18 protein-coding genes are annotated in these 24,039 nt (G+C 68.7%); 4 read left to right on the top strand and 14 right to left on the bottom strand.

Annotation, left to right across the window (positions count from 1 at the left end):
• Positions 1-81: 81 nt before the first annotated feature.
• The 5 genes from ACTWLI_RS10165 to ACTWLI_RS10145 form a co-directional block, all read right to left on the bottom strand.
• Entirely contained in the window at positions 82-594 is a 513-nt protein-coding gene (locus tag ACTWLI_RS10165; RefSeq protein WP_445153750.1) for a DUF3817 domain-containing protein, read from the bottom strand.
• The gene (locus ACTWLI_RS10160) at positions 591-1,463 is read right to left on the bottom strand and encodes an SURF1 family protein (protein WP_445153749.1); all 873 of its coding nucleotides are present in this window, start codon (positions 1,461-1,463) and stop codon (positions 591-593) included. The genes ACTWLI_RS10165 and ACTWLI_RS10160 overlap by 4 nt, the downstream gene beginning before the upstream one ends.
• 92 nt (positions 1,464-1,555) lie before the next feature.
• Positions 1,556-2,044 (bottom strand): PTS sugar transporter subunit IIA, encoded by a 489-nt coding sequence (locus ACTWLI_RS10155; protein WP_445153748.1) that lies wholly within the window; start codon positions 2,042-2,044, stop codon positions 1,556-1,558.
• 63 nt (positions 2,045-2,107) lie between these two features.
• Entirely contained in the window at positions 2,108-3,859 is a 1,752-nt protein-coding gene (locus tag ACTWLI_RS10150; protein WP_445153747.1) for a glycerol-3-phosphate dehydrogenase/oxidase, read from the bottom strand.
• Positions 3,860-3,952: 93 nt separating this feature from the next.
• Positions 3,953-5,089, bottom strand: a complete 1,137-nt coding sequence (locus tag ACTWLI_RS10145) for a GuaB3 family IMP dehydrogenase-related protein (protein WP_445153746.1) — start codon at positions 5,087-5,089, stop codon at positions 3,953-3,955.
• 199 nt (positions 5,090-5,288) lie between these two features.
• On the opposite strand from ACTWLI_RS10145, the gene ACTWLI_RS10140 reads away from it, so the two are divergent.
• Together ACTWLI_RS10140 and ACTWLI_RS10135 are read left to right on the top strand one after the other, a co-directional pair.
• Entirely contained in the window at positions 5,289-7,190 is a 1,902-nt protein-coding gene (locus ACTWLI_RS10140) for a S8 family serine peptidase (protein ID WP_445153745.1), read from the top strand.
• Positions 7,191-7,397: 207 nt separating this feature from the next.
• On the top strand, positions 7,398-8,006 hold the full coding sequence (locus ACTWLI_RS10135; protein ID WP_445153744.1) for a hypothetical protein: 609 nt from the start codon (positions 7,398-7,400) through the stop codon (positions 8,004-8,006).
• 48 nt (positions 8,007-8,054) lie between these two features.
• Here the strand turns inward: ACTWLI_RS10135 and ACTWLI_RS10130 are convergent, their stop codons facing one another.
• The 3 genes from ACTWLI_RS10130 to ACTWLI_RS10120 form a co-directional block, all read right to left on the bottom strand.
• Entirely contained in the window at positions 8,055-9,896 is a 1,842-nt protein-coding gene (locus tag ACTWLI_RS10130; RefSeq protein ID WP_445153743.1) for an ABC transporter ATP-binding protein, read from the bottom strand.
• 116 nt (positions 9,897-10,012) lie between these two features.
• Positions 10,013-11,524 carry an IMP dehydrogenase gene (gene guaB / locus ACTWLI_RS10125; protein WP_445153742.1) on the bottom strand — a complete coding sequence of 504 codons (1,512 nt, stop codon included), beginning with the start codon at positions 11,522-11,524 and terminating at the stop codon, positions 10,013-10,015.
• Between the two features lie 186 nt (positions 11,525-11,710).
• Positions 11,711-13,837 (bottom strand): acyltransferase family protein, encoded by a 2,127-nt coding sequence (locus ACTWLI_RS10120; protein ID WP_445153741.1) that lies wholly within the window; start codon positions 13,835-13,837, stop codon positions 11,711-11,713.
• 118 nt (positions 13,838-13,955) lie between these two features.
• Here ACTWLI_RS10120 and ACTWLI_RS10115 point away from each other — a divergent pair, with 118 nt between their 5' ends.
• On the top strand, positions 13,956-14,897 hold the full coding sequence (locus ACTWLI_RS10115) for a DUF389 domain-containing protein (protein WP_445153740.1): 942 nt from the start codon (positions 13,956-13,958) through the stop codon (positions 14,895-14,897).
• 112 nt (positions 14,898-15,009) lie between these two features.
• On the opposite strand, the gene ACTWLI_RS10110 is transcribed toward ACTWLI_RS10115, so the two are convergent.
• The 4 genes from ACTWLI_RS10110 to ACTWLI_RS10095 form a co-directional block, all read right to left on the bottom strand.
• Positions 15,010-17,070 carry an acyltransferase family protein gene (locus tag ACTWLI_RS10110; RefSeq protein WP_445153739.1) on the bottom strand — a complete coding sequence of 687 codons (2,061 nt, stop codon included), beginning with the start codon at positions 17,068-17,070 and terminating at the stop codon, positions 15,010-15,012.
• 177 nt (positions 17,071-17,247) lie between these two features.
• Positions 17,248-18,858: a chaperonin GroEL gene (gene groL, locus ACTWLI_RS10105; RefSeq protein ID WP_445153738.1), complete on the bottom strand. Its 1,611-nt coding sequence runs from the start codon at positions 18,856-18,858 to the stop codon at positions 17,248-17,250.
• 80 nt (positions 18,859-18,938) lie between these two features.
• Entirely contained in the window at positions 18,939-19,235 is a 297-nt protein-coding gene (groES, locus tag ACTWLI_RS10100) for a co-chaperone GroES (protein WP_056737866.1), read from the bottom strand.
• A 426-nt stretch (positions 19,236-19,661) separates the two neighbouring features.
• Positions 19,662-20,039: a hypothetical protein gene (locus ACTWLI_RS10095; protein ID WP_445153737.1), complete on the bottom strand. Its 378-nt coding sequence runs from the start codon at positions 20,037-20,039 to the stop codon at positions 19,662-19,664.
• A gap of 79 nt (positions 20,040-20,118) precedes the next feature.
• Between ACTWLI_RS10095 and ACTWLI_RS10090 the strand changes: the two genes are divergently transcribed.
• Entirely contained in the window at positions 20,119-21,354 is a 1,236-nt protein-coding gene (locus tag ACTWLI_RS10090; protein WP_445153736.1) for a THUMP-like domain-containing protein, read from the top strand.
• 33 nt (positions 21,355-21,387) lie between these two features.
• Here ACTWLI_RS10090 and ACTWLI_RS10085 read toward each other — a convergent pair whose 3' ends face one another.
• Positions 21,388-22,215, bottom strand: a complete 828-nt coding sequence (locus ACTWLI_RS10085; protein WP_445153735.1) for a shikimate 5-dehydrogenase — start codon at positions 22,213-22,215, stop codon at positions 21,388-21,390.
• 52 nt (positions 22,216-22,267) lie between these two features.
• Positions 22,268-24,004, bottom strand: a complete 1,737-nt coding sequence (locus ACTWLI_RS10080; RefSeq protein WP_445153734.1) for a glycoside hydrolase family 3 protein — start codon at positions 24,002-24,004, stop codon at positions 22,268-22,270.
• Between the last annotated feature and the right edge of the window lie 35 nt (positions 24,005-24,039).

The raw sequence follows: 24,039 nt of genomic DNA, 5'->3' as shown, positions 1-24,039 counted from the left end.
CTTTGCGGCCCCGGTCCCCCGCACATTGAGAGGGCTCGCGTTAGCGAACTCACAGCCGGCGGCACTGCCGAACCGGGCGGCTCAGTAGCGTTGCGGCGCCTGCGGGTTGGCCGCGAGTTCGGCCTCGACCTCGGCGTGGAATTTCTTCTCCACGAAGAACGAGAGGAACGGAACGACGCCGCCGAGGGCGAGGACGATGAGCTTGGCGAACGGCCAGCGCATCAGCGACCAGAGCCGGAAGTTGGACATCAGGTACACCACGTACATCCAGCCGTGGACGATCAGCACGGCGACCGAAAGGTTCACCCCGCCGATAACCCCCGGCGGCTCGGCGTCGGCGAACCCGAACCCGAACGGCTGGCCGGTAACGGCGTCGGTGCCCCCGGCGAACAGGTACTGGCCGAAGACGTAGCGGGCGATCAGTTCCGCGCAGAGCAGCAGCAGCATGGAGCCGGTGAGGTAGGCGAGCACCTTGTAGAACTTCAGCGCGGAGCGGATCTGCGCCTCGGTGCCGCCGAAGCGGCGCTTCTTGCCGGGGGCGCTTCCGGGTCCGGCGGGCTGCTGCGGCTGGATGGCCGGCTGGGGCTCGATCATGATTGCACTCTCGGGTTGGTGGGGTCGGGCTGGGGGGAATGCTCGTCGGGGGCTGCACCTGCCGGGGCTGCGCCGGCGGCGCGGCGCGCTGCTTCTTCGTCTTCCGCTTCTTCGAGGCCGCGCCGGTAGTCGTCCTTGACCAGGCGCCACCAGATGAAGAGCGCGAACCCGGCGAAGACCACCCACTCGGCGGCGTAGAAGAGGTTGAGCCAGTTCACGGTCTGGGCCGGCGGCTGCGGGCCGATGTCCAGGGCTTTGACCGGGCCGGAGGCGGCCACGTCGGCACCTCCGGCGCGTTCGGCGCTGGCGGCAACGAACCCGGGGTAGCTGCTGACGTCCCACAGGTTGATCAGTTCGGCGACGGAGACGGCGCTGGCCCGCCCGGGACCGGCGTCGGTATTGGGCAGCGGAGCTTCGGAGGGAATCAGCCGGCCGGTGAGTTCAATGGTGCCCGACGGCGGTGCCGCGGCGTCCGCGGGGTCGGCGACCCAGCCCCGCGCCACCGGGATCCACGTCTGGGGTGATGCTCCGGCGCCGGCGAGCGCGGGCGCGCCTTTTACCGCGAAGGCGGAGACGATCCAGAATCCCTTGGCGCCGTCCTTGATCCGGCCGGGGATCAGCACCTGCTTCTGCGGGTCGTAGCTGCCGGTGGCGGTGACCACCTGGTCCGCGACCGATCCCGGGAAGAACTGCCCCGGTTCCAGCACGTCGGTCAGCGGTCGGGGGTTCTCCGTCCCGGCGGAGACCGGAGCCTCCGCACGGGTGGACCGGCCGAACTGCCACTGGCTGAGCAGCACAAAGACCGCGGAGATCACGAGCGCAAACACGAGGCCTGCGATCCAGCGGGGTTTGAGGGCGGTTTTCAGCACCCCTTAACCGTACTTCGTCCGCGTGTAGAACTGCGAAACGGGCCCCGGGGGCCCGGAGAGGACGCCGTTCGCCGGCACGGCGGGGTGTGTCCCTAGTGGTCGAAGAAAACCAGGCTGGAGTTAATTAGTTCGGAGATCACCTCGGGGTCGTAGGCGCGGCGCAGCGACTCCCGGAACGATTCCTTGGACAGCGACCGGGCCAGCGTGGCGAGCACCTCAAGGTGCTCGGAGAAGGAACTGGCGGGCGTTCCGATGAGCAGCACCACGGTGGCGGGCCCGTCGGCGGCGCCGAAGTCCAGAGCCTTGCCGTACTTCGTGATGCCCACGGCGATCGAGGTGCGCGCGACGAATTCGCTGCGCGCGTGGGGCAGGCCGATGCCGCCGGGCAGCCCGGTCGCCAGCTGGTGTTCCCGGGCATTGACGTGGCCGAGGAACCCCTCCAGGTCGGAGATCCGGCCGGCGTCGTACATCCGCTGCGCGAGCTGGGCGGCGGCGTCGAACTTGTCCTCGGCCTCCAGTTCCAGGATCACCATCTGCGGCGTGGTGAGGTCGGCATCGTACCTGTCCAGTGGTTCCGCCAAGAGGTGTCCCTTCGGTGAGGCGTCGGCGCACGCCGGCCCGGGCCGCGTCCTGCGGTACCCCGGTCAGCGCAGCGGAACGATGTCTTCGGCGCCCAGGCGTGCGGCGTCCGCGGACTCGTCGTCCGGCTGCTCCTGGCTCAGCCGTTCGGCGTCGACCCGGGCCAGGTAGTGCTTGATTTCGCTCTCGCGCTGGGCATCGCTCCAGCCGAGAACGTCACCGATCAGTTTAGCCACGACCGGCGCCGCGGACACACCGCGGTCCCACGCCTCGATCGAGATCCGGGTCCGGCGGGTCAGCACGTCCTGGACATGGCGGGCCCCTTCGTACTTGGCCGCGTAGACAGCCTCCGCGGCCAGGTAGTCGTCCGCGCCGGGCAGCGGCTCGGCCAGCTCCGGGTTATCCGCGATCAGGGCCAGGACTTCCGGCGCCATCGACCCGTAGCGGTTGAGCAGGTGTTCGATCCGTGCCACGTGCACGCCGGTTTCCTCGGCCATGCGGTTGCGCTTGTTCCAGGCGGCCTTGAAGCCGCTGGCGCCCAGCAGAGGGATAGATTCGGTGCACGACGGCGGGACGCGCTCGTCCATGCTCCGTGTCGCCTCATCCACGGCGTCCTTGGCCATTACCCGGTAGGTGGTCCACTTGCCGCCGGCCACGACGACGAGGCCCGGCACGGGGTGGGCAACGACGTGTTCGCGGGAGAGCTTGGCCGTCGAGTCGTTCTCCCCTGCCAGCAGCGGACGCAGGCCGGCGTAGACGCCCTCGACGTCCTCGCGCGTGAGCGGGCGCCTGAGGACCTTGTTGACGTGTTCGAGGATGTAGTCGATGTCCTTGCTGGAGGCCGCCGGGTGCGCCTTGTCCAGGTGCCAGTCGGTGTCGGTGGTGCCGATGATCCAGTGCCGCCCCCAGGGGATGACGAAGAGAACGGATTTTTCGGTCCGCAGGATCAGCCCGACGGTGGACTGGAAGCGGTCCCGGGGCACCACCAGGTGGATGCCCTTGGAAGCACGCACCTTGAGCTGGCCGCGGTCGGTGACCATGGCCTGGGTTTCGTCGGTCCAGACCCCGGTGGCATTGATGACCTGCTTGGCGCGGATATTGAAGCTGGAGCCGTCCTCATGGTCGACCACCTTGGCGCCGACGACCCGCTCGCCCTCGCGGAGGAAATCCACGACGGCCATCTGGTTCACCGCGTGGGCGCCGTAGTAGGCGGCGGTCCGCACGAGGTTGGCGACGTACTTGGCGTCGTCGACCTGTCCGTCGTAGTAGCGGATGGATCCGACGAAGGCGTCGTCCTTGAGGCTGGGCGCCGCGCGCAGGGTGCCGCGTCGGCTCAGGTGCTTGTGGAACGGGACGCCGCGGCTGTGGCCGCCGGTGATGGACATGGCGTCGTAGAGGATGATGCCAGAGCCGACGTAGGGCCGTTCCACGAAGCGCTTGGTCAACGGGTAGAGGAACGGCACGGGACGGGCCAGGTGCGGGGCGAGGACGGAGAGGATCAGGCCGCGCTCGTGCAGCGCTTCCTTTACGAGGGCGAAGTCCAGCATCTCCAGGTAGCGCAGGCCGCCGTGGATCAGCTTCGAGGACCGCGACGACGTCCCTGCCGCCCAGTCGTTGGCCTCGACGATGCCCACCCTCAGGCCGCGCGTGACGGCGTCCAGGGCCGCGCCCGCGCCGACGATGCCGCCGCCGACGATCAGGATGTCGAGTTCCTTGCCGGGCTCGGTGCTGGCTTTCAGGGCCGCCAGCGACGCCTCGCGCTCCGCGGGCCCGAGCGCGCCGCCGGCCATGGGAGCCCCACCGGGAAAACTGTTCATCTCACGCCTCCATCCGGATCAAACCTCGTAGTGCACCACACTACTTCCAAGTTCTCCGGTTGGGCAGGGCCCCGGCGCCGGGGCCCTGAAGCGTCAGTTCCCGGCGTACGGCGAGACGACGACGTCGACGCGTTGGAATTCCTTCAGGTCCGAATAGCCGGTGGTCGCCATCGAACGGCGCAGCGCACCGACCAGGTTGGCGGTGCCGTTGGTGTGGTGGCCGGGGCCGAAGAGGACCTCCTCGAGCGGGCCGACGGTACCGACGTTGACCCGGTCGCCGCGGGGCAGCTCCAAGTGGTGGGCCTCCTGGCCCCAGTGCCAGCCCTTGCCGGGCGCTTCCTCGGCGCGGGCCAGGGCGCTGCCCAGCATGACGGCGTCGGCGCCCATGGCGATGGCCTTGACGATGTCGCCGGAGCTGCCCATGCCGCCGTCGGCGATCACGTGCACGTACCGCCCGCCGGATTCGTCCATGTAGTCGCGGCGGGCGGCCGCGACGTCGGAGATGGCGGAGGCCATCGGCGAGTGGATACCGAGAGCCCGGCGGGTGGTGGTGGTGGCGCCGCCGCCGAAGCCGACCAGCACGCCGGCCGCGCCGGTGCGCATCAGGTGCAGGGCCGGGGTGTAGCCGGCCGCGCCGCCGACGATCACGGGGACATCGAGTTCGTAGATGAACTGCTTGAGGTTCAGCGGTTCGTGGTCCTTGGAGACGTGCTCGGCGGAGACGGTGGTGCCGCGGATGACAAAGATGTCGACGCCGGCGGCCAGCACGGTCTTGTAGTGCTCCTGGGTGCGCTGCGGGGTCAGGGAGCCGGCCACGGTGACACCGGCGGCGCGGATCTCAGCCAGCCGGGAAGTGATCAGTTCCGGCTGGATCGGCGCCTGGTAGAGCTCCTGCATGCGCCGGGTGACGGCGGGGCTGTTGGTTTCGTCCTCCAGGGCCGCGATCTGGTCGAGGACCGGCTGCGGGTCCTCGTAGCGGGTCCACAGGCCTTCGAGGTCAAGGACGCCGAGTCCGCCCAGCCGGCCCAGCGCGATGACGGTCTCGGGCGACATCGCCGAGTCCATCGGCGCGGCGATCACCGGCATGTCGAACTTGTAGGCATCGATCTGCCAGGAGACGGAGACGTCCTTGGGATCGCGCGTACGCCGGTTGGGGACGATCGCAATGTCGTCCAGGGAGTAGGCACGACGCCCACGTTTGCCACGGCCAATCTCAATCTCGTAAGTCACGCCCCCAACTTTACTTGACCGTGACTCCGGCCCGACATCAGCCCCTAGTCAAGCGAGAGCAAACCTTCACTTGACAAGTTTTGTCAATAGTTTACAAATTTTGAAAATACGCTTACGTTTGCTGTCGGCCGGCCGGGGACCCCGCCGGCCTCCACCGTTCCAGGCGCTCCGCAGCGCCCGGTTACAGAAAGCAGAACCCATGGGAAGTGCATCACTCAGGACCTCGCGCGTCCTGGCCCTCTCGCTGGCGGCCGTCGTCGGCACCATGACCCTGGCCGTCTCCCCGGTGCTCGCGGCGCCCGCCGCGGGGCGCGTCGTTTCGGAGACCGCTCCGGCTCCGGACGTCAACGCCGGCGAGGCGTACACGCAGTTCATCGTCAGCTATAAGAAGACCCCCGGCAACGCCACTCCCGGCGGACGCGCGAACGCCTGGGGCAAGGCCGCCAAGCAGCAGGGGGTAAGCGTCCGCGAGCTGCGCGCCCTCGCTACCGGAGGAACCCTGATTGCCTCGGACAAGGCCCTCTCCGACCAGGCGGCACGGGACTTCATGGCGGGCATTGTTGCCTCCGGCGCGGTCGACGCCGTCGAACCGGACGCGCGGATGACCGCGGTCCTCAGCCCGAACGACACCCGTTACGGCGAGCAGTGGGACTTCACCGCCGCCAACGGCATGCGGATCCCCGGCGCGTGGGACGTCTCGACCGGTTCCGGGTCCACCGTCGCGGTGATCGACACCGGCATCACGGCCCACCCCGACCTGGACGCCAACATGCTGCCGGGCTACGACTTCGTCTCCGACGCCACGGCAGCGCGGGACGGCAACGGCCGTGACGCCAACGCCCAGGACCAGGGCGACTGGTACGCCGCCGGCGAATGCGGGCAGACCGCCGCCGGCAACTCGTCCTGGCACGGCACCCACGTCTCCGGCACCATCGCCGCCGTGACCGGCAACGCCACCGGCGTGGCCGGCGTGGCCCCCAACGCCAAGGTGCTGCCGGTCCGGGTCCTGGCCAAGTGCGGCGGATCGCTCTCCGACATCGCGGACGCCATCATCTGGGCCTCCGGCGGCGCCGTCTCCGGGATCCCGGCCAACGCCAACCCCGCCAGGGTCATCAACATGAGCCTGGGCGGCTCCGGCGCCTGCGGCACCACCTACCAGGCCGCCATTGACTCCGCCGTCTCCCGCGGTACCACCGTGGTGGTCGCTGCCGGCAACAGCAACCAGGACGCCTCGGGCTTCCGCCCGGCCAACTGCAGCTCGGTGGTCACCGTCGCCGCCAGCAACCCCAGTGGCACGCTCTCGTACTACTCCAACTACGGCGCGACCGTGGACCTGACCGCTCCGGGCGGCGACACGAGCGTCAGCGGCGGCGGCATCCTCTCCACACTCAACACCGGCACCACCACGCCGGCCGGCGCGGGCTACGCCAACTACCAGGGCACCTCCATGGCGACCCCGCATGTGGCCGGCCTCGTGGCCCTGATGAAGGCCAAGTCCCCCGGCCTGTCCCCGGCGCAGGTCGAGTCCACCCTCAAGCAGGGCACCCGGGCCATGCCCGGCGGCTGCACCAAGGGCTGCGGGGCCGGGCTGTCCGACGCAACCGCCACCATGGGGCTGCTGGGCGGCACCACCCCGCCGCCGTCGGGCAACCTGCTGCTGAACCCCGGCTTCGAGAGCGGCGCCGCGTCCTGGACCTCCGATCACACCGACACCTTCGAAACCGGCACCAACGCCCGCACGGGCAGCGGCTTTGCGGGGCTGAACGGCTGGGGTCAGTCGACGTCGTACCGGCTGGACCAGACGTTCAGCATCCCCTCCGCCGCGGCCGGGTCCACGCTGTCCTTCTACCTCAAGACGCTGACCGACGAGACCACGACCTCGACGGCCTATGACACCTTGAAGGTCCAGGCCGTCAGCGCCGGGGTCACCACCACGCTGGCGACCTACTCGAACCTGAACAAGTCGCCCGGTTACGTGCTCAAAACCCTCGACCTGTCCGCGTTCAAGGGCAAGACCGTGACGCTGCGGTTCCTCGGGGTCGAGGACTCGTCGCTGCAGACCTACTTCTTCGTGGACGACACCTCGGTCACGACGTCCTAGCCGTCACTCGCTGGCCGCGGCCCCGGCTGCGGCCAGCGGGTGGGCATGTCCGGCGCTCTCCGACGGACATGTCCATTCTTTGTGCCCAGGACCGGGCAGAACGTGCCATGCCCGATTGTCGGGCCGACGGATGGGCATGTCCGGTGGGGAAATGGAGCCGGCCTGGCGGACGGGCATGTCCGGTGGGGCGTTGGCTACAGTGGCTGCATGGCTGAGCGCTGGATCTTTGACGGGCAGATCGCCGGACTCGGGGCCGCCTCGGGGCTGCGCGCCGTCGTCGGAATCTGGCGCGCCTCCCCCTTTGGGGCCTTCGCGGACGTCATGGTCCAGACTGGCACCGGGCACCGGCTGCTCCTGGCCCCCGCCGCCGACGTGGGCCAGTTCGTCGCCGCCACGTACAGCTTCGACGAGGTGCGGATCGTGGACGTGGCCGCCGGAGTGCACGACGGCAGGCTGGCCGTTGCGGCCGGGCCGCTGGTGATCGCGGCGACCGTCGGCTCCAGGACCGTGCTGGGGCTCGGCCTCCGGGCGGTCCCCCGCCGCCTGGCTGTGCATCCGGCCTGGCTGCGGGCCATCAACCCGTTGGCAGCCCGCCTCAGCCCCGGCACCCGGACCCATGGCACCGCCGGGAACGGCCGGCAGGAATCCTACGGCGTCACCGACCTTCACCGGATCACCTCCGCCCGGGTCACCTGGAACGGCGCGGACCAGGGCGGCCTCGTGCCCATCACGCCCGCTGTCAGCTTTGGATTCAGCAGCGTCCCGCCGTCGCCCAGCCTGGCGACAGTCCGCACCACCATTGTCTGCGGCGGCTGAACCCTGCACCTGCCGGGGCGTGGCCGGGCCGATCCGCGCCGGCCGGGCCTAGACGCCTTCGGGCTCGTCCACGTTGAGCTGCGACTCGAACATCCGGAAGTAACGCCCGCGCAACGCCACCAGTTCCTTGTGCGTGCCCTGTTCCACGATCCGGCCGTCTTCGAGCATGTAGACGATGTCCGCTTTCTCGATCGTCGCGAGCCGGTGGCTGATGGCGATGATGGTGCTGCTCCGGTCGGCGAACAGCCGGGTGAAGATCCGGTGCTCGGCCAGCGCGTCAATCGCCGACGTCGGTTCGTCCATCACCATGAACGACGCGTCGCGGTAGAAGTTCCGGGCCATGGCCAGCCGCTGCCACTGCCCGCCGGAGAGGCCGCTGCCCTTGCGCCCGCGCGGGTCTTCCATCCAGTTGCTGACATGGTTGTCCAGCCCGTTCGGCAGCTTGTTGATGAATTCGAGGGCCTCCGCGTCCGCGGCGGCCCGGCGGATCCGCTCGTCGTCGCGCGGCGCATCGACGTCGCCGAAGAAGATGTTCTCGGCCGCCGTGGCGAACTCGTACTTGAGGAACTCCTGGCTGAGCACCGCGAGGTGGCGGTGCCAGGACTTCACGTCGACGGCGGCGAGATCGACGCCGTCGAGCAGCACCTGCCCGGAGTCAGGCCGGTAGAGCCCGGCGAGGATCCGGATCAGCGTGGACTTCCCGGCCCCGTTCTCCCCCACGATGGCGATGTGCTGGCCCTGCCGGATGGTCAGCGAGACGCCCTTGATGACCTCCAGCTCGCTGCCGGTGTAGGTGAAGCGGACGTCGCGCAGTTCCACGGTCCTCGGCGCCTGGAGCAGGGCCGGGGCGTGCTCGGAGTGGACCGGCAGCGCCATGAACAGCTCGTAGTCCTTGAGGTTGGCGAGGTCCTCGTCGATCGAACTCAGCGAGGAGACCAGATTGTTGGCGGTGGACAGGGCCCGGCTGACGATCTGCTGGACGTAGAGGAACTGCCCCACCGGCTGGGCACGGGCGATGATCTGGCCCACCACCCAGATCAGCGAGACCACCTCGGCACCGTACTGCAGCGCATCGGCGGCGAGCTGTTTGGGGATGTAGCGCTTCTGGAAGTCGAGCCGGCGTTTTTCGTCCGCATCCCGGAGCCGGGAGCGGAGCCCCATCAGGTAGCCGACGATTCCGTAGAGCCGCATCTCGGCGATGTGCTGCGGGCGCAGCAGGTTGGTCTCGATCATCCGCCGCTGCCGGCGCGAATCGACCTGGGTGTTCCAGTGCGCGATCTGTTCGCGCGAGAGTTTGAACTGCAGGTAGACGCTGGGCACGATCGCGACCAGGACGATCACGGCAATCCACCAGCTGACCAGCAGCAGCGCGCCGATCGCGAGGATCACCGAGACCAGCTGGGTGAAGATGGCGGCGATCCGGTCCAGGACGCGGGCGTAGGAATCGGAGAAGCGTTTGGCCCGGTCGTAGAGGTCCACCGTCTCCTTGTCGTCGTAACGCCAGAATTCCAGGGCAAGGAAACGCTCGTACATCAGGTCCCCGACGATGGCGCCGACCCGGAAGCTCATCAGCTGCTGGATGTAGCGGTCCACGCTGCTGAAGGCGCCCCAGAACAGGCCGAGCGCCGCGGTGATGATGACGTAGACGATGGCCTGCTGCCCGGCGGCCGCATTACCCGCGTACGCCGCCGCGAGCGCCGTCGTGGTCAGCGCGGCGAAGTAGGTGGTGACCAGCGGCATCAGCGCCGAGATCAACGAGCCCACCACCTTCATCACGACGGCGGCAGGCGAAGCGCGGAAGCTGACCCGCAGCACCTGCGCCACGGCCCGGGCGTACGGCCGCAGCGCCAGTTTCCGCTTCGGCTCGCGCGCGGGCAGGAGTTCGGACATGGCTCCAGCCTAGTTCCGGATCCGCGCCTCCGGGGCCGCTTCTTAACGCAGGCAGGCCACGGGGACGGATCCCCGTGGCCTGCGTGTCCAGCCTTCCGGCGGGCCAGCCTGGCGGGTTAGCGCGAACCGTAGTTCGGCGCCTCCACCGTCATCTGGATGTCGTGCGGGTGGGATTCCTTCAGCCCGGCCGGCGTGATCCGGACGAACTTGCCGCGGGCCTTGAGCTCGGCCACGGTCGGGGCTCCGGTGTAGAACATGGTCTGGCGGAGGCCGCCGACCAGCTGGTAGGCCACCGAGGAAAGTGGACCGCGGTAGGCGACCCGGCCTTCGATACCTTCCGGGATGAGCTTGTCGTCGCCGGACACGTCGGCCTGGAAGTACCGATCCTTGGAGTAGGAGGTGTTCTTGCCGCGGGTCTGCATGGCACCGAGGGAGCCCATCCCCCGGTAGAGCTTGAACTGCTTGCCGTTGACGAAGATCAGGTCGCCCGGGGACTCGTCGCAGCCGGCCAGCAGAGAACCGAGCATGACGGTGTCGGCGCCGGCGACCAGGGCCTTGCCGATGTCGCCCGAGTACTGCAGGCCGCCGTCGGCGATCAGCGGGACGCCGGCCGGGATCGCGGCCTTGGCGGATTCGTAGATGGCGGTGATCTGCGGGACACCGACGCCGGCCACGACGCGGGTGGTGCAGATGGAGCCGGGCCCCACGCCGACCTTGATGCCGTCGGCGCCGGCGTCGATCAGGGCCTGCGCGCCTTCGCGGGTGGCGGCCTGACCGCCGATGATGTCCACGTGCGCGGCGACCGGGTCAGACTTGAGGCGGCGGATCATGTCCAGCACGCCCTGCGAGTGGCCGTTGGCGGTGTCTACGAAGAGGGCGTCCACACCGGCGTCGATCAGGGCCATCGCGCGCTCCCAGCCGTCACCGAAGAAGCCGATGGCGGCGCCGACGCGCAGCCGGCCCTCATCGTCCTTGGTGGCCAGCGGGTACTGCTCGGCCTTGGTGAAGTCCTTGGTGGTGATCAGGCCCTTGAGCCGGCCCTGGTCATCGACCAGCGGGAGCTTCTCGATCTTGTTCGTCGCGAGCTTGTGCGAGGCCTCCTCGCGGCTGATGCCGACGTGGCCAGTGACCAGCGGCATCTTGGTCATGACGTCGCTGACCAGCCGGATCGGGAAGTCGGCTTCCGGCACGAAGCGGGTGTCGCGGTTCGTGACGATGCCGAGCAGGCGCATGCCCTCGTCCACGACGGGCAGGCCGGAGACCCGGTAGTGCGAGCAGATTTCGTCCAGCTCGGCCAGCGTGGCCTCGGGGCCGATCGTGAGCGGGTTGGTGATCATGCCGGACTCGCTGCGCTTGACCCGGTCCACCTGGTCGGCCTGGTCGGCGATCGAAAGGTTGCGGTGCACGACGCCGAGGCCACCCTGGCGGGCCATGGCGATGGCCATCCGCGACTCGGTCACGGTGTCCATCGCGGCGGACAGCAGCGGCGTGTTGACCGTGATGCGCTTGGAGATCCGGGAGGAGGTGTCGGCTTCGGAAGGGATGACGTTGGTGTGTCCCGGAAGGAGCAGGACGTCGTCGTAGGTCAGGCCAACGAAGCCGAAGGGGTCGTGTTCGGGCTGGGTCATGAGTGCGCCTCTTACCTTGGGTTTCTGGGTGTTCACGGGTAGGGGTTGCAGCAGATGACCAGCCCGTCATTACGGGCGTGGCCTGTGCAGGAGTGTTGAATAAATACTAGAACCTTGGCGCAGATCCCCATATTCCGCGCCGTGATTGTGAGCAACGGCATCGCGCACCGCTGCCGGTCGGCGGGTTTACTTCCAGCCGGTGGCTGCGAGCAGGCGCTTCTCGAACATCGGGATCATGGTCTGGACGTAGGTCTTCGTCAGGTGGTTGTCGTCCTTGTAGACGTAGACGTTCCCCACCACGGCCGGGCAGGTCCCGTCGGCGCAGATGAAGTCGCTCATGTCCATCAGGTGCAGGCGGGCCACCTTGCCCCGGTAGGCATCCAGCGGCGAGGACGCCGCCAGGGACTCCTGCAGCGGGACGTTGCACTCGGCGGCGTCGGGTCCCTTGGTCTGGACGCATTCGGGCATGTTGATCGGGAAGCGCGGGTTGTCGCGGATCCCGACGACGTCGATCCCGGCGTCGGTGAACGGCTTGATGCCTTCCAGATACTTCGGGACCTCGGTCTCGAACGGCGCCTCCTTGTGCGTCAGCGAGGCGACGGTGAAGACGGCGTCGGGCTTGTGCTCCAGCACGTAGGCGGCGCTGGCCTTGTTGAAGGCGTTGCAGTCGGCGTCGCGCTCGTCGGACTCGCCACCGAAGCGGCAGTTGCCCTTGAGCAGGGTCACCACCTCCCACCCGTGGCTCTTGGCCACCGGGCCGAGCGCGGCCATGTACTGCTGGGCGTGCGAATCCCCGAGCACCACGATCTTCTTGGTGACTTTGGCCGGGCGGCTGTTCTGCAGGCAGCCCTCCAGCAGCGGGTCGCTGGGGACGTTGGCGTCCGTGCAGAGCCCGTCGATGTCAGCCCACTCGTTCTTCATCGCCCCCGGGGCCGGGATGATCTTGGCGTCCGGCGTGGGCTTGCCGGCGTTTTCGGGGGCCAGCGCCGCGGCACCGGGTGTCAGTTCCCGGGGCTGGGACGCGGCGGCGGCCTCGTCGGCCACCATGTGGCTCTGCCACAGCGTGACCGGACCGGCGAGCAGGGCGCCGCAGGCGGCGATGACGACGGCGGTGCGCCAGGCCTGGCGCTGCGGCCAGTGCCATTCGCGCAGCGGCTTTTCGACGTAGCGGGTGGTGAGCACGGCCAGGAGGAGGGAGGCGGCGACGATCGCCAGGCCCTGCCAAAGGTTGGGGGCGCTGAGTCCTGCCCCGGCCAGGGCGAGGACCAGCAGCGGCCAGTGCCAGAGGTACAGGGCATAAGAGTTATCGCCCAGGGCAACCAGCGGGCGCCAGGTCAGGATCCGGTCCACCCCGAAGCGGCTGCCGCTGCGCCCGGCCACGATGATGGCCGCCGCCGCGAGCGTGGGCCACAGCGCGATGAAGCCAGGGAAGGACCGGTCCACGGTGAGCAGCAGACCGCAGGAGAGCATTGCCGCCAGGCCCACCCAGCCCAGCACCACGCGCAGCGCCTTGCCGGGTTTGAGGTGCGGCAGGGCCAGCGCCAGCAGCGAGCCGAGGGCGAATTCCCAGAGCCGGGTGCGGGTGTCGAAGTAGGCATAGGCCTGGTTCCCGGCGGTCTGCTCGACCGAGTAGGCCAGCGATGCGGCGAAGACCGCGCCGAAGGCGACGGCCAGGAGTGCGCGGTAGCCCGGCAGCCGGTCACCCAGCCGGGTCCAGCGGCGTACCGCGTAGCGCAGTCCCCGGTGCAGCAGCGCGGTCCCGGCGAAGATCAGCGGCCACAGCAGGAAGACCTGCCCCTGGATGGACAGCGACCAGAAGTGCTGGAGCGGACTGGCGCCCGAGTGGTCCTGGGCGTAATAGTCCACGGCGGAATCGGCGAGCAGCCAGTTCTGCCGGTAGAGCAGCGAGGCCCAGGCCTGGTCCAGGATGTCCGCCCAGCGGCTGGCCGGCAGGATGGCCCAGGTGCCGATCAGGACACCTAGGACCACGACGACGACGGCGGGCAGCAGCCGCTTGAGCAGGTGCAGCCAGTGGTGCAGGAGCCGGAGCGGCTTGCCGGATTCGACCTTGCGCGCGAAGCTGAGCGTCATCAGGAAGGCCGAAATGAGCAGGAAGATGTCGACGCCGCCGGAGACCCTGCCCAGCCAGACGTGGTAGGTCACGACCATGAGGACAGCCAGCGCGCGCAGGCCCTGCACCTCGGGGCGGTAGCCCGATTTGCGGCTCGCCGGAGAGCCCGCCGGGGCGGCGGGCGGGCTGGTTATGGTTCGCTCGTTCGTCACTTGGGATCCTCCAGGCGGCTTCCAAAGCATCAATGTTACCGAACCGTAATCTTGTCCGCCAACTCGCGGTCTCGAATTCACGGCCCGGCCGCGACGGAAGGATGAGGCGCGGCGCCGCTAGTCTGTTACGAGTCGAAGGAGGCCGCGCGTGATCGTGCAGGTACGCATCTGTGTCCCGGAAGAACTGTCCGCCACCGTGGTGGAGAGTTGCTCGGGTGCGCCCGGGGTGGCCGAGGTCGCCCTGCATCCCGGCGCGTCGGTGCTGCCGCCGGGCGACGTTGTCCTGGTCTTCATTGCCCGCGAGTCGGTCGAGGCGCTGATCGAGAAGCTGCAGTCCCTTAATGTCCAGCGGAGGGGGTCGGTCTCGGTCACCACTCCCGAGTTGCTGCTCTCCGACCGCGCGGACCGGGCAGTGGCGGCGGCTCCCGGGGAGGGCGCTGATGCCATGGTCTGGGATGAGGTTTCCCGGCAGACCGGCGAGGATTCCCGGCTCACCTGGAGCTACCTGGCGTTCCTGGTCCTGGCGACGCAGCTGGCCGCGATCGGCATCGTCACGGATTCCACCATCGCCATCGTCGGCGCCATGGCGGTCGGCCCCGAGTTCGGGCCCCTCGCTGCCCTCGCCGTCGCGCTGGTCCGCCGGCAGTGGCGGCTGGGCCGCCGCGCGGCGGTCGCCCTGGGCGTGGGTTTTCCGATCGCGATGCTGGCCGCAGCCCTGACCGCCTGGCTGTCCGTGCCGCTAGGGCTCTTCCCGGCGGACACGCTGGACCGTGGCTCGGCGGTGGAGTTCATCTACCACCCGGGGCCTTACTCCGTGATCGTGGCCCTGCTCGCCGGCGCGGCGGGCATGCTCTCGGTGACCAGCCGGCGGTCCACCGCCCTGGTCGGGGTGTTTATCTCGGTGACCACCGTTCCGGCGGCCGGGTTCGTCGCCGTGGCCCTTGTCCTGGGCGAATACCAGAAGGCTGCCGGATCGGCCCTGCAGCTGCTGGTGAATCTGGTGGGGATTACGGCCGCGGCGGTGGCAGTGCTGCTGTTCTTCCGGTTGAGGCGGCGGTCTCCGGCTAAGTCCAGCCGGTCGGCTGCCTGAGCCGCGGGCCGCGAGAACACCGGTGGATCGTCCGCCCGCTCACAACCGCCGCTAACTACAGTGCAGGCGAGTTTTCAGTAGGACGGCGCAGGCCCCTGTGCCTTACCTGCCGTCATTTCCAGCCCGTCACACTGAGCAGTCGTTCCGCAAAGACAGATGACATAGACGCGACGTATGTCCGAGTGAGGTGGTTGTTGTCGAGATAAACAAAGGTGTTGCCCACCGCCCCGGGGCAGCTCGACCCATCGCAAATCATGTCCGTCATGTCAACCGTGGACAGGCCGGGGACCCGACCCTGCAGAGCAGCAAGCGGACTGCGAGCCGCCAGCACGTCGGCTTTGTCGCGACGGCAGTCAGGACTGTCGGCTCCTTGCTTCGCCACGCATTCGGCCATGTTGAAGTCGAACCGCGGGTTATCCCTGATGGCAACTACCTCGACCTGGCGCTCATGCCAAAAGCGCGCGGTGGACTCAAGGCCCGGAATGAGTTTCTCCGCAGGAGATGATGGGGACGCAGCGGTTCCCACGGTGATGACGGCATCCGGAGGGTTGGCAGCCGCTTCGTCCCTGACAGCAGCATTGAACTTCTCGCAGTCCGTGCCCGATTCATTGGCGATGACACTGAACCGGCACCCGCCCTTGAGGATCGCATAAACCCGCCATCCCTGCTTGCTGGCAACTGCGTCAATGGCGGGCAGCCACTGCTCGGCGTGCGAATCCCCGACTACAAGAAGAGTCTTGGCGTCGGCGGGACCGTCGTTCTGGCTGCAGCTCTTGTGCAGCGCCGCATTGGACGGCTGCAGGTCTCCGCTGCATGGCTCGGCCAAGCTGGCCCAGTCCTTGGCTACCATCTCAGGAGTCGGCAGGATCGGGGCATCGCTGTCGGCCTTATCGACGAAACCAGGCACTAGGGCCATCGCTCCGGGGTTATTCCTTTGCGCCTGCGCTAGCACGGCCTGGGTCGCAAGGTGCTGCTGCAGTTGCACGGCACCCAGTGGCACAGCGACCACTGCCAAGCAAAGAACCACGGCCGCCGCTGCCCTGCGCCTCTGCGCTTCCGGCCAGGCCCAGGAGCGCCAGGGACGCTCGACGAAGCGGGTGGTGAAGAAAGCGAGTCCCAATGACACCGCGATGATGGCGCTGCCGGAAAGCCACCCTGCGTGCTCCTTCCCACTCCATGCCAATGCCAGCACAAGTACGGGCCAATGCCATAAATACAACGCGTAGGAGTTGTCACCCAGTTTTACGAGCGGCCGGGAGCTCAGGAAGCGGTCGACCCCCCAGCGACTGCCGGTTTGCCCGGCCACGACGACACAGCTTGCGGCCAAGGTCGGCCAGAGTGCCACAAAACCGGGGAAAGCCCCCTCCACGTCGAGGATGAAGCCGCAACTAACCATCGCAAGGACGCCCACCCAGCCAAGGATGACCCGCATCCGCTTTGACAGGAAGGCTAGCGTCGGTAAGAACAAGGCAAGGAGCGTGCCCAGCGCGAATTCCCAGAGCCTAGCGCCTGTGTCGAAATATGCCTCGGACTGATTTGTCGCCGTATAGAAGATGGAAAAGGTCAGAGATGCTACGAATATGCCGGCAAAAACGAGGCGGAGAAGCGCCCTGTAGCGAAGGCCAAACTTGCGGGCGACAACGGCGCACCCTGCAAAGATGAGCGGCCAAAGGATGAAGACCTGTCCTTGAATGGACAGCGACCAGAAATGCTGCAAAGGGCTCGCCGATGCGTGGTCGGCTGCGTAGTAATCCACTGCTGCGTTCTGGAGCAGCCTGTTCTCCGCATAGAACAGCGATGCCCAACTTTGCGAGATCACATCCGGGAAGCGAGTGCGGGGCAGGACAAAATAACTGACTGCCAAGGTGCCTAGAATGACGACCGCTGCGGCCGCAAGGAGCCTGCGGAACAAATGCAGCCAGTGCTTGATGAGGTCCAAGCGGGAGCCGCGATCGTAGCGCCCCACGAACTGGAGGGTCATCAAGAAGGCCGAGATAAGAAGAAACACGTCCACGCCACCGGAGACGCGTCCAAACCACACGTGATAGGTGACAACCATGAGCACCGCGAGTGAACGCAGGCCCTGGATTTCAGGCCTGAATTTTGTCCCGGCTGCCCGAGGGGGCTGGTGGCTGGTCTCCCGCGGCAGGACGAGCGTTCCCGCTCCAGACATACGAACTCCCGTAATAAAGACTCTAGACAACCAGAGCCACTATACAGACCCCGCCTCGCTGCGTCCCTAATGGGTGACGACCGCCGATGACTTCCGACCCTTTGGAGAACGATTTCGCCACGCAAAAAGGACCGGACCAGCGCTGGCGCTGATCCGGTCCTCTGCGGTGCGGAGACCTTAGTGCTGGTGCCCGGCGTGTTCGTCCTCTTCGGCCGGCTTCTCCACCACGAGCGTTTCCGTGGTGAGAACCAGCGCGGCGATGGACGCCGCGTTGCGCAGGGCTGCACGGGTGACCTTGACCGGGTCGATGACGCCGGCCGAGATCAGGTCCTCGTATTCGCCGGTCTTGGCGTTGAAGCCCTGGTTGACCGCGGACTCGGCAACCTTCGCCACGACGACGTACCCGTCGAAACCGGCGTTCTGCGCGATCCAGCGCAGCGGCTGGGTCAGCGCGCGGCGGACAATGCCGACGGCGGCAGCCGCGTCGCCTTCGAGCGCCTGGACGGCCGGATCCTCATCGAGTGCCTTGAGGGCGTGGATGAGGGCGGAGCCGCCGCCGGCCACGATGCCTTCTTCGAGGGCAGCGCGGGTCGAGGACACTGCGTCCTCGATGCGGTGCTTCTTTTCCTTCAGCTCGACCTCGGTGGCAGCGCCGACCTTGATCACGCCGATGCCGCCGGCCAGCTTGGCCAGCCGTTCCTGCAGCTTCTCGCGGTCCCAGTCCGAGTCGGTGCGGGACAGCTCGGCACGCAGCTGGGCCACGCGGCCCGCGACGTCCTCCGCCGAACCGGCGCCGTCGACGATGGTGGTGTTGTCCTTCGTGACGGTGATGCGGCGGGCGGTGCCGAGCACCTCGAGGCCGACGCTGTCCAGGCTGAGGCCCAGTTCCGGGGAGACAACCTGGGCGCCGGTGAGGGTCGCGATGTCCTGCAGCATGGCCTTGCGGCGGTCACCAAAACCGGGGGCCTTGACGGCCACAACGTTCAGGGTGCCGCGGATGCGGTTGACGATCAGCGTGGACAAGGCCTCGCCGTCGACGTCTTCGGCGATGATGAACAGCGGCTTGGAGCTCTGCAGGGCCTTTTCCAGCAGCGGCAGGAATTCCTGGACCGAGGAGATCTTGCCCTGGTTGATCAGGATGAGGGCGTCTTCGAGGACTGCTTCCTGGCGTTCCGCGTCGGTGACGAAGTACGGGGAGAGGTAGCCCTTGTCGAACTGCATGCCCTCGGTGAGGACCAGCTCGGTCTGCGTGGTGGACGACTCTTCGATGGTGATAACGCCATCCTTGCCGACCTTGCCGAAAGCCTCGGCCAGGAGCTCGCCGACCTCTTCGCTCTGCGCCGAGATGGCGGCGACGTTGGCGACCTGGGTGCCTTCGACCGGACGGGCGTTCTCCAGCAGGCGGGCGGCGACGGCCTCGACGGAGACCTCGATGCCACGCTTGATCTGGCCGGGAGCGGCGCCGGCGGCAACGTTGCGCAGGCCTTCCTTGACCAGGGCCTGGGCCAGCACGGTGGCGGTGGTGGTGCCGTCACCGGCGACGTCGTTGGTCTTGGTGGCGACCTCCTTGGCGAGCTGCGCGCCAAGGTTTTCGTACGGGTCGTCCAGTTCGACTTCGCGGGCGATGGTCACGCCGTCGTTGGTGATCGTGGGGGCGCCCCACTTCTTGTCCAGCACGACGTTGCGGCCGCGCGGGCCGAGGGTCACCTTGACCGTGTTGGCGAGCTTATCGATGCCGGCTTCAAGCGACCGGCGGGCAGCGTCGTCAAACGCAAGCTGCTTTGCCATGGTTGTGTCCTTTCAAGACAGAACCCCGCGCAGCCGTTCCGTTCAAAGCGAAGGAAAGGCGGCGCGGGGGTCCAAGAGAGTTACTTTACGACGATCGCCAGAACGTCGCGGGCGGACAGCACGAGGTACTCGACGCCGCCGGTCTTAACTTCGGTTCCGCCGTACTTGGAGTAGATGACAACGTCGCCGACGGCTACGTCGACGGGGACGCGGTTGCCGTTGTCGTCAAAGCGGCCGGGGCCAACTGCGACAACTTCGCCTTCCTGCGGCTTCTCCTGTGCGGAGTCCGGGATAACCAGGCCGGAAGCCGTGGTCTGCTCGGCTTCGAGCGGGCGGACAACAATACGATCCTCAAGAGGCTTAATAGAGACCGACACTCGGACCTCTCCTTTTCGTCAGCAAATTCATGGACTTTAAAGCCGTCGTGCCGTGGCGTACAGACCGTCGTCGCGGTGCCGGCAGCAGCCAGGCCGGTAAAGCTTCAGGTGTTAGCACCCGCCTAGGGAGAGTGCTAATGACGACTCTATGTAAGGAGTTAGCACTCGGTCAAGGTGAGTGCCAGCAGTTCGTCCATGGTGAACGCCCCCTCCCCCGCCGGACATGCCCGTCACCCGGCCAACCCGGTGGGCATGCCGCGTTGTGCCCACGCCCTGCCCCTAAGGATGGGCATGTCCGTCGGACCGGGTGTCCGCGGGGAAGCGGCAACTATTGGGTATGTCCTTCCCTGGGCGCAGCCGGTGGGCATGCCGCGTTATGCCCACGCCCCGCCCCTAAGGATGGGCATGTCCGTCGGACCGCCGGGGTCAGCCGCCGGCGAGGTCGTCGAAGTTGACGTCGTCGCCGTCGTCGCGGCCGGACGTGCCCCGGGTGCGGTACAGCACCGCAGCACCGGCGACGGCGGCCGCTGCGCCGAGGATCAGGAAGACGATGCCGCCGACGCGTGCCGCAGCGTAGGTGTCGCGGATGGAACGGGCCTCATCGGTCGCGTCTGCCACGCTTTTGCCGCCGACCGAGTAGACGGTGGCGTTGAACGAGTCCAGGAAGAAGATGATGACCAGCAGCGCCACGCAGACGACGGCGACCACGCCGCCGGCGATCAGCGCCGGGCGCGCGAACCGGGCGGCGCCGCGGGGCTGCCCGGCCGGTTCCGCCACATTGTCCCGGGTGCCTGCCGTGCCCACATTTTCACTCTTCCTGCCATCCATGCCGTCCACCCTATCCGGGACGCCGGGCCCGCCGGCCTGAACTACGCTTGAAGGCATGGCTGAGACGACGCAGGACCAGATCGCCCCGCTGCTGAATCCGGAGGGCTGGGAACTGCTGGCCTCGCTGGGACCGTACCGCGAGGACGAGGCCTTCCGGCTGAACGCCTCGCTGCGGAAGGCCGGGCACTCCCCCGAGCTGGTCTCCGCTGCCCTGACCCAGTCCCGGCTCCGGACCAAGGCGGAAGCCAAGTTCGGCGAGTTCGCCCGGCAGATGATTTTCACCCGCGCCGGCCTGGAGCAGGCCACCCGGCTCAACGTGGCGGCGCGGCACGCCCAGCGTTTCGCCGAGGCCGGAATCGGTCACGTCGCGGACCTGGGCTGCGGGCTGGGCGCGGACGCGATGGCCTTCGCGTCCCTGGACATCACGGTCACCGCCGTGGAGGTGGATGAAACCACTGCCGCCTGCGCCACGATGAACTTGATCCCGTTCCGCAACGCCACCGTGGTCCACGCCGACGCCGCCGCGGTCCCGCTCGACGGCGTCGACGGCGTGTGGCTGGACCCGGCCCGCCGCACCACCTCAAGCTCCGGTACCAAACGGCTCTGGGACCCGGAAGACTTCTCCCCGCCGCTGTCCTTCGTCGAAGGCCTCGCCGCCTCCGGCCGCGCCGTCGGCGTCAAGATGGGCCCGGGCATGCCGCACGCCGCCATCCCGCAGGACTGCGAAGCGCAGTGGGTGTCCGTAGGCGGGGATGTGACCGAGGTGGCGCTGTGGTTCAACGCGGTGCGCCGGCCAGGCATCCGGCGTGCCGCGCTGGTGCTCGGCCCGCAGGGCGCAGCTGAACTCACCAGCACGGAGGACTTCGACGCCGGTCCGGCCGCACCCGTCGGCCCGGTCGGGGGCTATCTGTACGAGCCGGACGGGGCCGTGATCCGCGCCGGCCTCGTCGCCGACGTCGCACTCCAGCTGGGCGGGCACCTGCTGGACGAGCACATTGCCTACATCTGCGCGCCGGAGTTGCGGGAGACTCCGTTCGCCCGCGCCTACGAAGTCCTTGAGGTGATGCCGTTCAACGTCAAGGCGCTCAAGTCCTGGGTCAGGGAGAACGGCGTCGGCGTCCTGGACATCAAGAAGCGCGGCGTCGCCGCCACACCGGAGGAACTGCGCAAGCAGCTGCTCCCCGGTGGCCGGACCGGCAAGGACGCGGCCAAGAAAACGGCCACCCTGGTCCTGACCAGGATCGGCGAGGAACGGGTGGCCATCTCGGTGCGGCCAGTCGGGCCGGCGTAACCTGCCCGGCGGATTCCGCGGCAACGGGCGGAGCTACTGCGCCCGCATAAAGTTCTCCGCCGCGCGCACCTGCTCCGCCGTGGGCCGGATGCCGGTGTAGAGCACGAACTGCTCCAGCGCCTGGATGGTTGCGACCTCGGCGCCGGTGATCACCTGCTTCCCGGCGGCCCGCGCGGCCCGGATCAGGGGCGTCTCGGCGGGCAGCGCCACGACGTCGAAGACCACCTTGGCCGCGTCCACCGCCGGCTGCGGGAAGGACAGCGCCTCCGCGTCGGGGCCGCCGGCCATCCCCACCGGGGTGACGTTAATGAGCATGTCCGCCGTACCCTCGCCGGCCGCCGGGAAGTCCGCACGCCAGTGAAAGCCGTACTGGTCGGCGAGCGCCCGGCCCGCCTGTTCGTTGCGGGCGATGATGGTGACGTTGCGGAAGCCGGCGTCGCGCAGGGCCGCCGCGGTGGCCTTCGCCATCCCGCCGGCCCCGGTCAGCCAGACCGCGTACTCGACCGGGACCGCATTGCGCTGCAGCAGTTGTTCGATTGCCGTGTAGTCAGTGTTGTAGGCCGTGAGCCGGCCGCCGTCGTTGACAATCGTGTTCACCGACTCGATGGCCTTCGCGGACGGGTCCATAGCGTCGACGAGCGCGATCACGTCCTCCTTGTAGGGCATGGACACGGCGCAGCCCCGGATGCCCAGGCCCCGCACCCCGGCGATGGCCTGGCTCAGGTCCGTTGGCGCGAAGGCCTTATAAATCCAGTTCAGTCCCAGCTGCTCGTACAGGTGGTTGTGGAAGCGGGTCCCGTTGTTGCTCGGCCGGGCCGACAGCGAGATGCACAGGGTCATGTCTTTGTTCAGGATGGGCACAGCACCATTAAACGGCACCCCGGCGGCCGTGACGACGCGTGACCGGCCGCCGTCAGCGGCAGCCGGACCCCGGCGCCTGGCGGCCGACGGCGACCGGCAGCTTTCCCGGGGCCGTCGCCTTGCCCGCTAGGACGGCCAGCAGGGCGTCGAAGGCCTCCTGGCTGCGGCCGTACAGAGCCACCTTGGTCCGGGCCGCGGACTTCTCCAGCGGCCACGGCGCGTCCAGCGCGACCGCCACGCTCCCGGCCGCCGGGGCGCCGCGGTAGCCGATCAGTGTCACGAGCGGGCCGGCGCCCAGGGCGATCCCGGCCCGGCGGGCGGCCGCGGCGAAACGGGCACGGTCCTGGGACGTGCCGCCGCCCACCCGGACGCTGGCCGGAACAAGCGGTCCGCGGCAGGGGCCGGCGAGCACGGTGACCGCCTGCTGCGAGACTTTCCGGGACAGCGCCGAACCGCTGCCGGGCGCCGCGCCGCGGGGCGGGTGGCTGCGGCCGCGCCAGAGCTGCATGGTGGCCACCCGCGTGGCTGCCTCCTTCAGCCGGGCCGCGGGCAGGGACCCGTTCTGCACGGCCGTGACGATCGCCGCATGCGCGGCCTCCGCCGAGGCCGGCATCAGCAGCAGGTCGGCCCCGGCGGCCAGGGCCAGCGGGGCGGCGGCGTCGCGGGGGTACTGCTGCGCGATGGCGCCCATGTTGAGCGCGTCGGTCACCGCGACCCCCTTGAACCCCATCCGGCGCAATTCCCGGTAGGAGGCTTTGGACACGGAGGCGGGCACCCCCGGTTCCAGGGCAGGCACGGCGATGTGGCCGGTCATGACCATCGGGAGCCCTGCGTCGATGGCGGCCTGGAAGGGCTTCAGGTCCCTGGCGCGCAGCTGCTGAAGGCTGGCGGGCTGGACCGGCAGCGCCCGGTGTGAATCGGTCGACACGGAGCCGTGGCCGGGGAAGTGCTTGGCCGCCGGCAGGACGCCTGCGCCGAGCATGCCCTTGGAGAAAGCGATGCCGACGGCGGCGGCGGTGTCGGCGTTGCCGGAGATGGACCGCGCGCCGATGGTGGGGTCGGCCGGGCCCATGGTGACGTCCGCGGCCGGGGCGAAGTCGAGGTTGAAGCCGAGACCGGCCAGTTCCGCGGAGAGGGCCCTGCCCGCATCGGTCGCCAGGGGACGGCTGCCGGCGGCGCCGTAGCTCATCGGTGCGGGCCACTCGGTGAGCGGCGCGCGCAGCCGGGCGACCACACCGCCTTCCTGGTCGACGCCCACCATGCCGGGCCAGCCGCGGCCGCCGGCGCGGGCGGCCTGCTGCAGGCGCCGGGTGGCGGCGTGCATGGCGGCGGTGTCCACCTGCCCGCCCTGCGTTCCGGGGACGTTGTCCGGCATGATGATCGCCCCGGCCAGGTGCAGCCGCTCGATGGTCCGGGCGTGGGCCTCATGGTCCAGCCCGGAAAAGTAGGGAAGCAGGACCTGTCCCGCTTTCTGCGCCAGGCTCATGCGGCTGACGGCCCGGTCCGCGGCATCGGCATCGGCCTGGTCCGGGCCCCAGCCCAGCGGCCGCGTCCCCGCGGCGCCGCCGGGCGACTGCGGGGCACCGCCGGGCGACGGCGGGACATCGCGGGATGAGGGCGCGGCGCCGGCGGCGCTCGCCGGCGGGCTGCCGGCTGCAGCGCCGGGACCAGGGTCCGCCGGGCCGGTGCAGCCCGCGACGCCCACGGCGAGTGCCGCCAGGACGCTGAGGACCGCCGTCGGCCGGCGTCGACTGTGAAGACTCTCACGTATCAGCTGTAACTTCGCCACCAGCTCGATGCTACCCCTGCACTAGACTTGCAACA

This window comes from Arthrobacter sp. Hor0625 (assembly GCF_052567525.1).
Note: the sequence above shows the minus strand (reverse complement) of the source record. Positions and strands in the feature narration are given on the sequence as shown.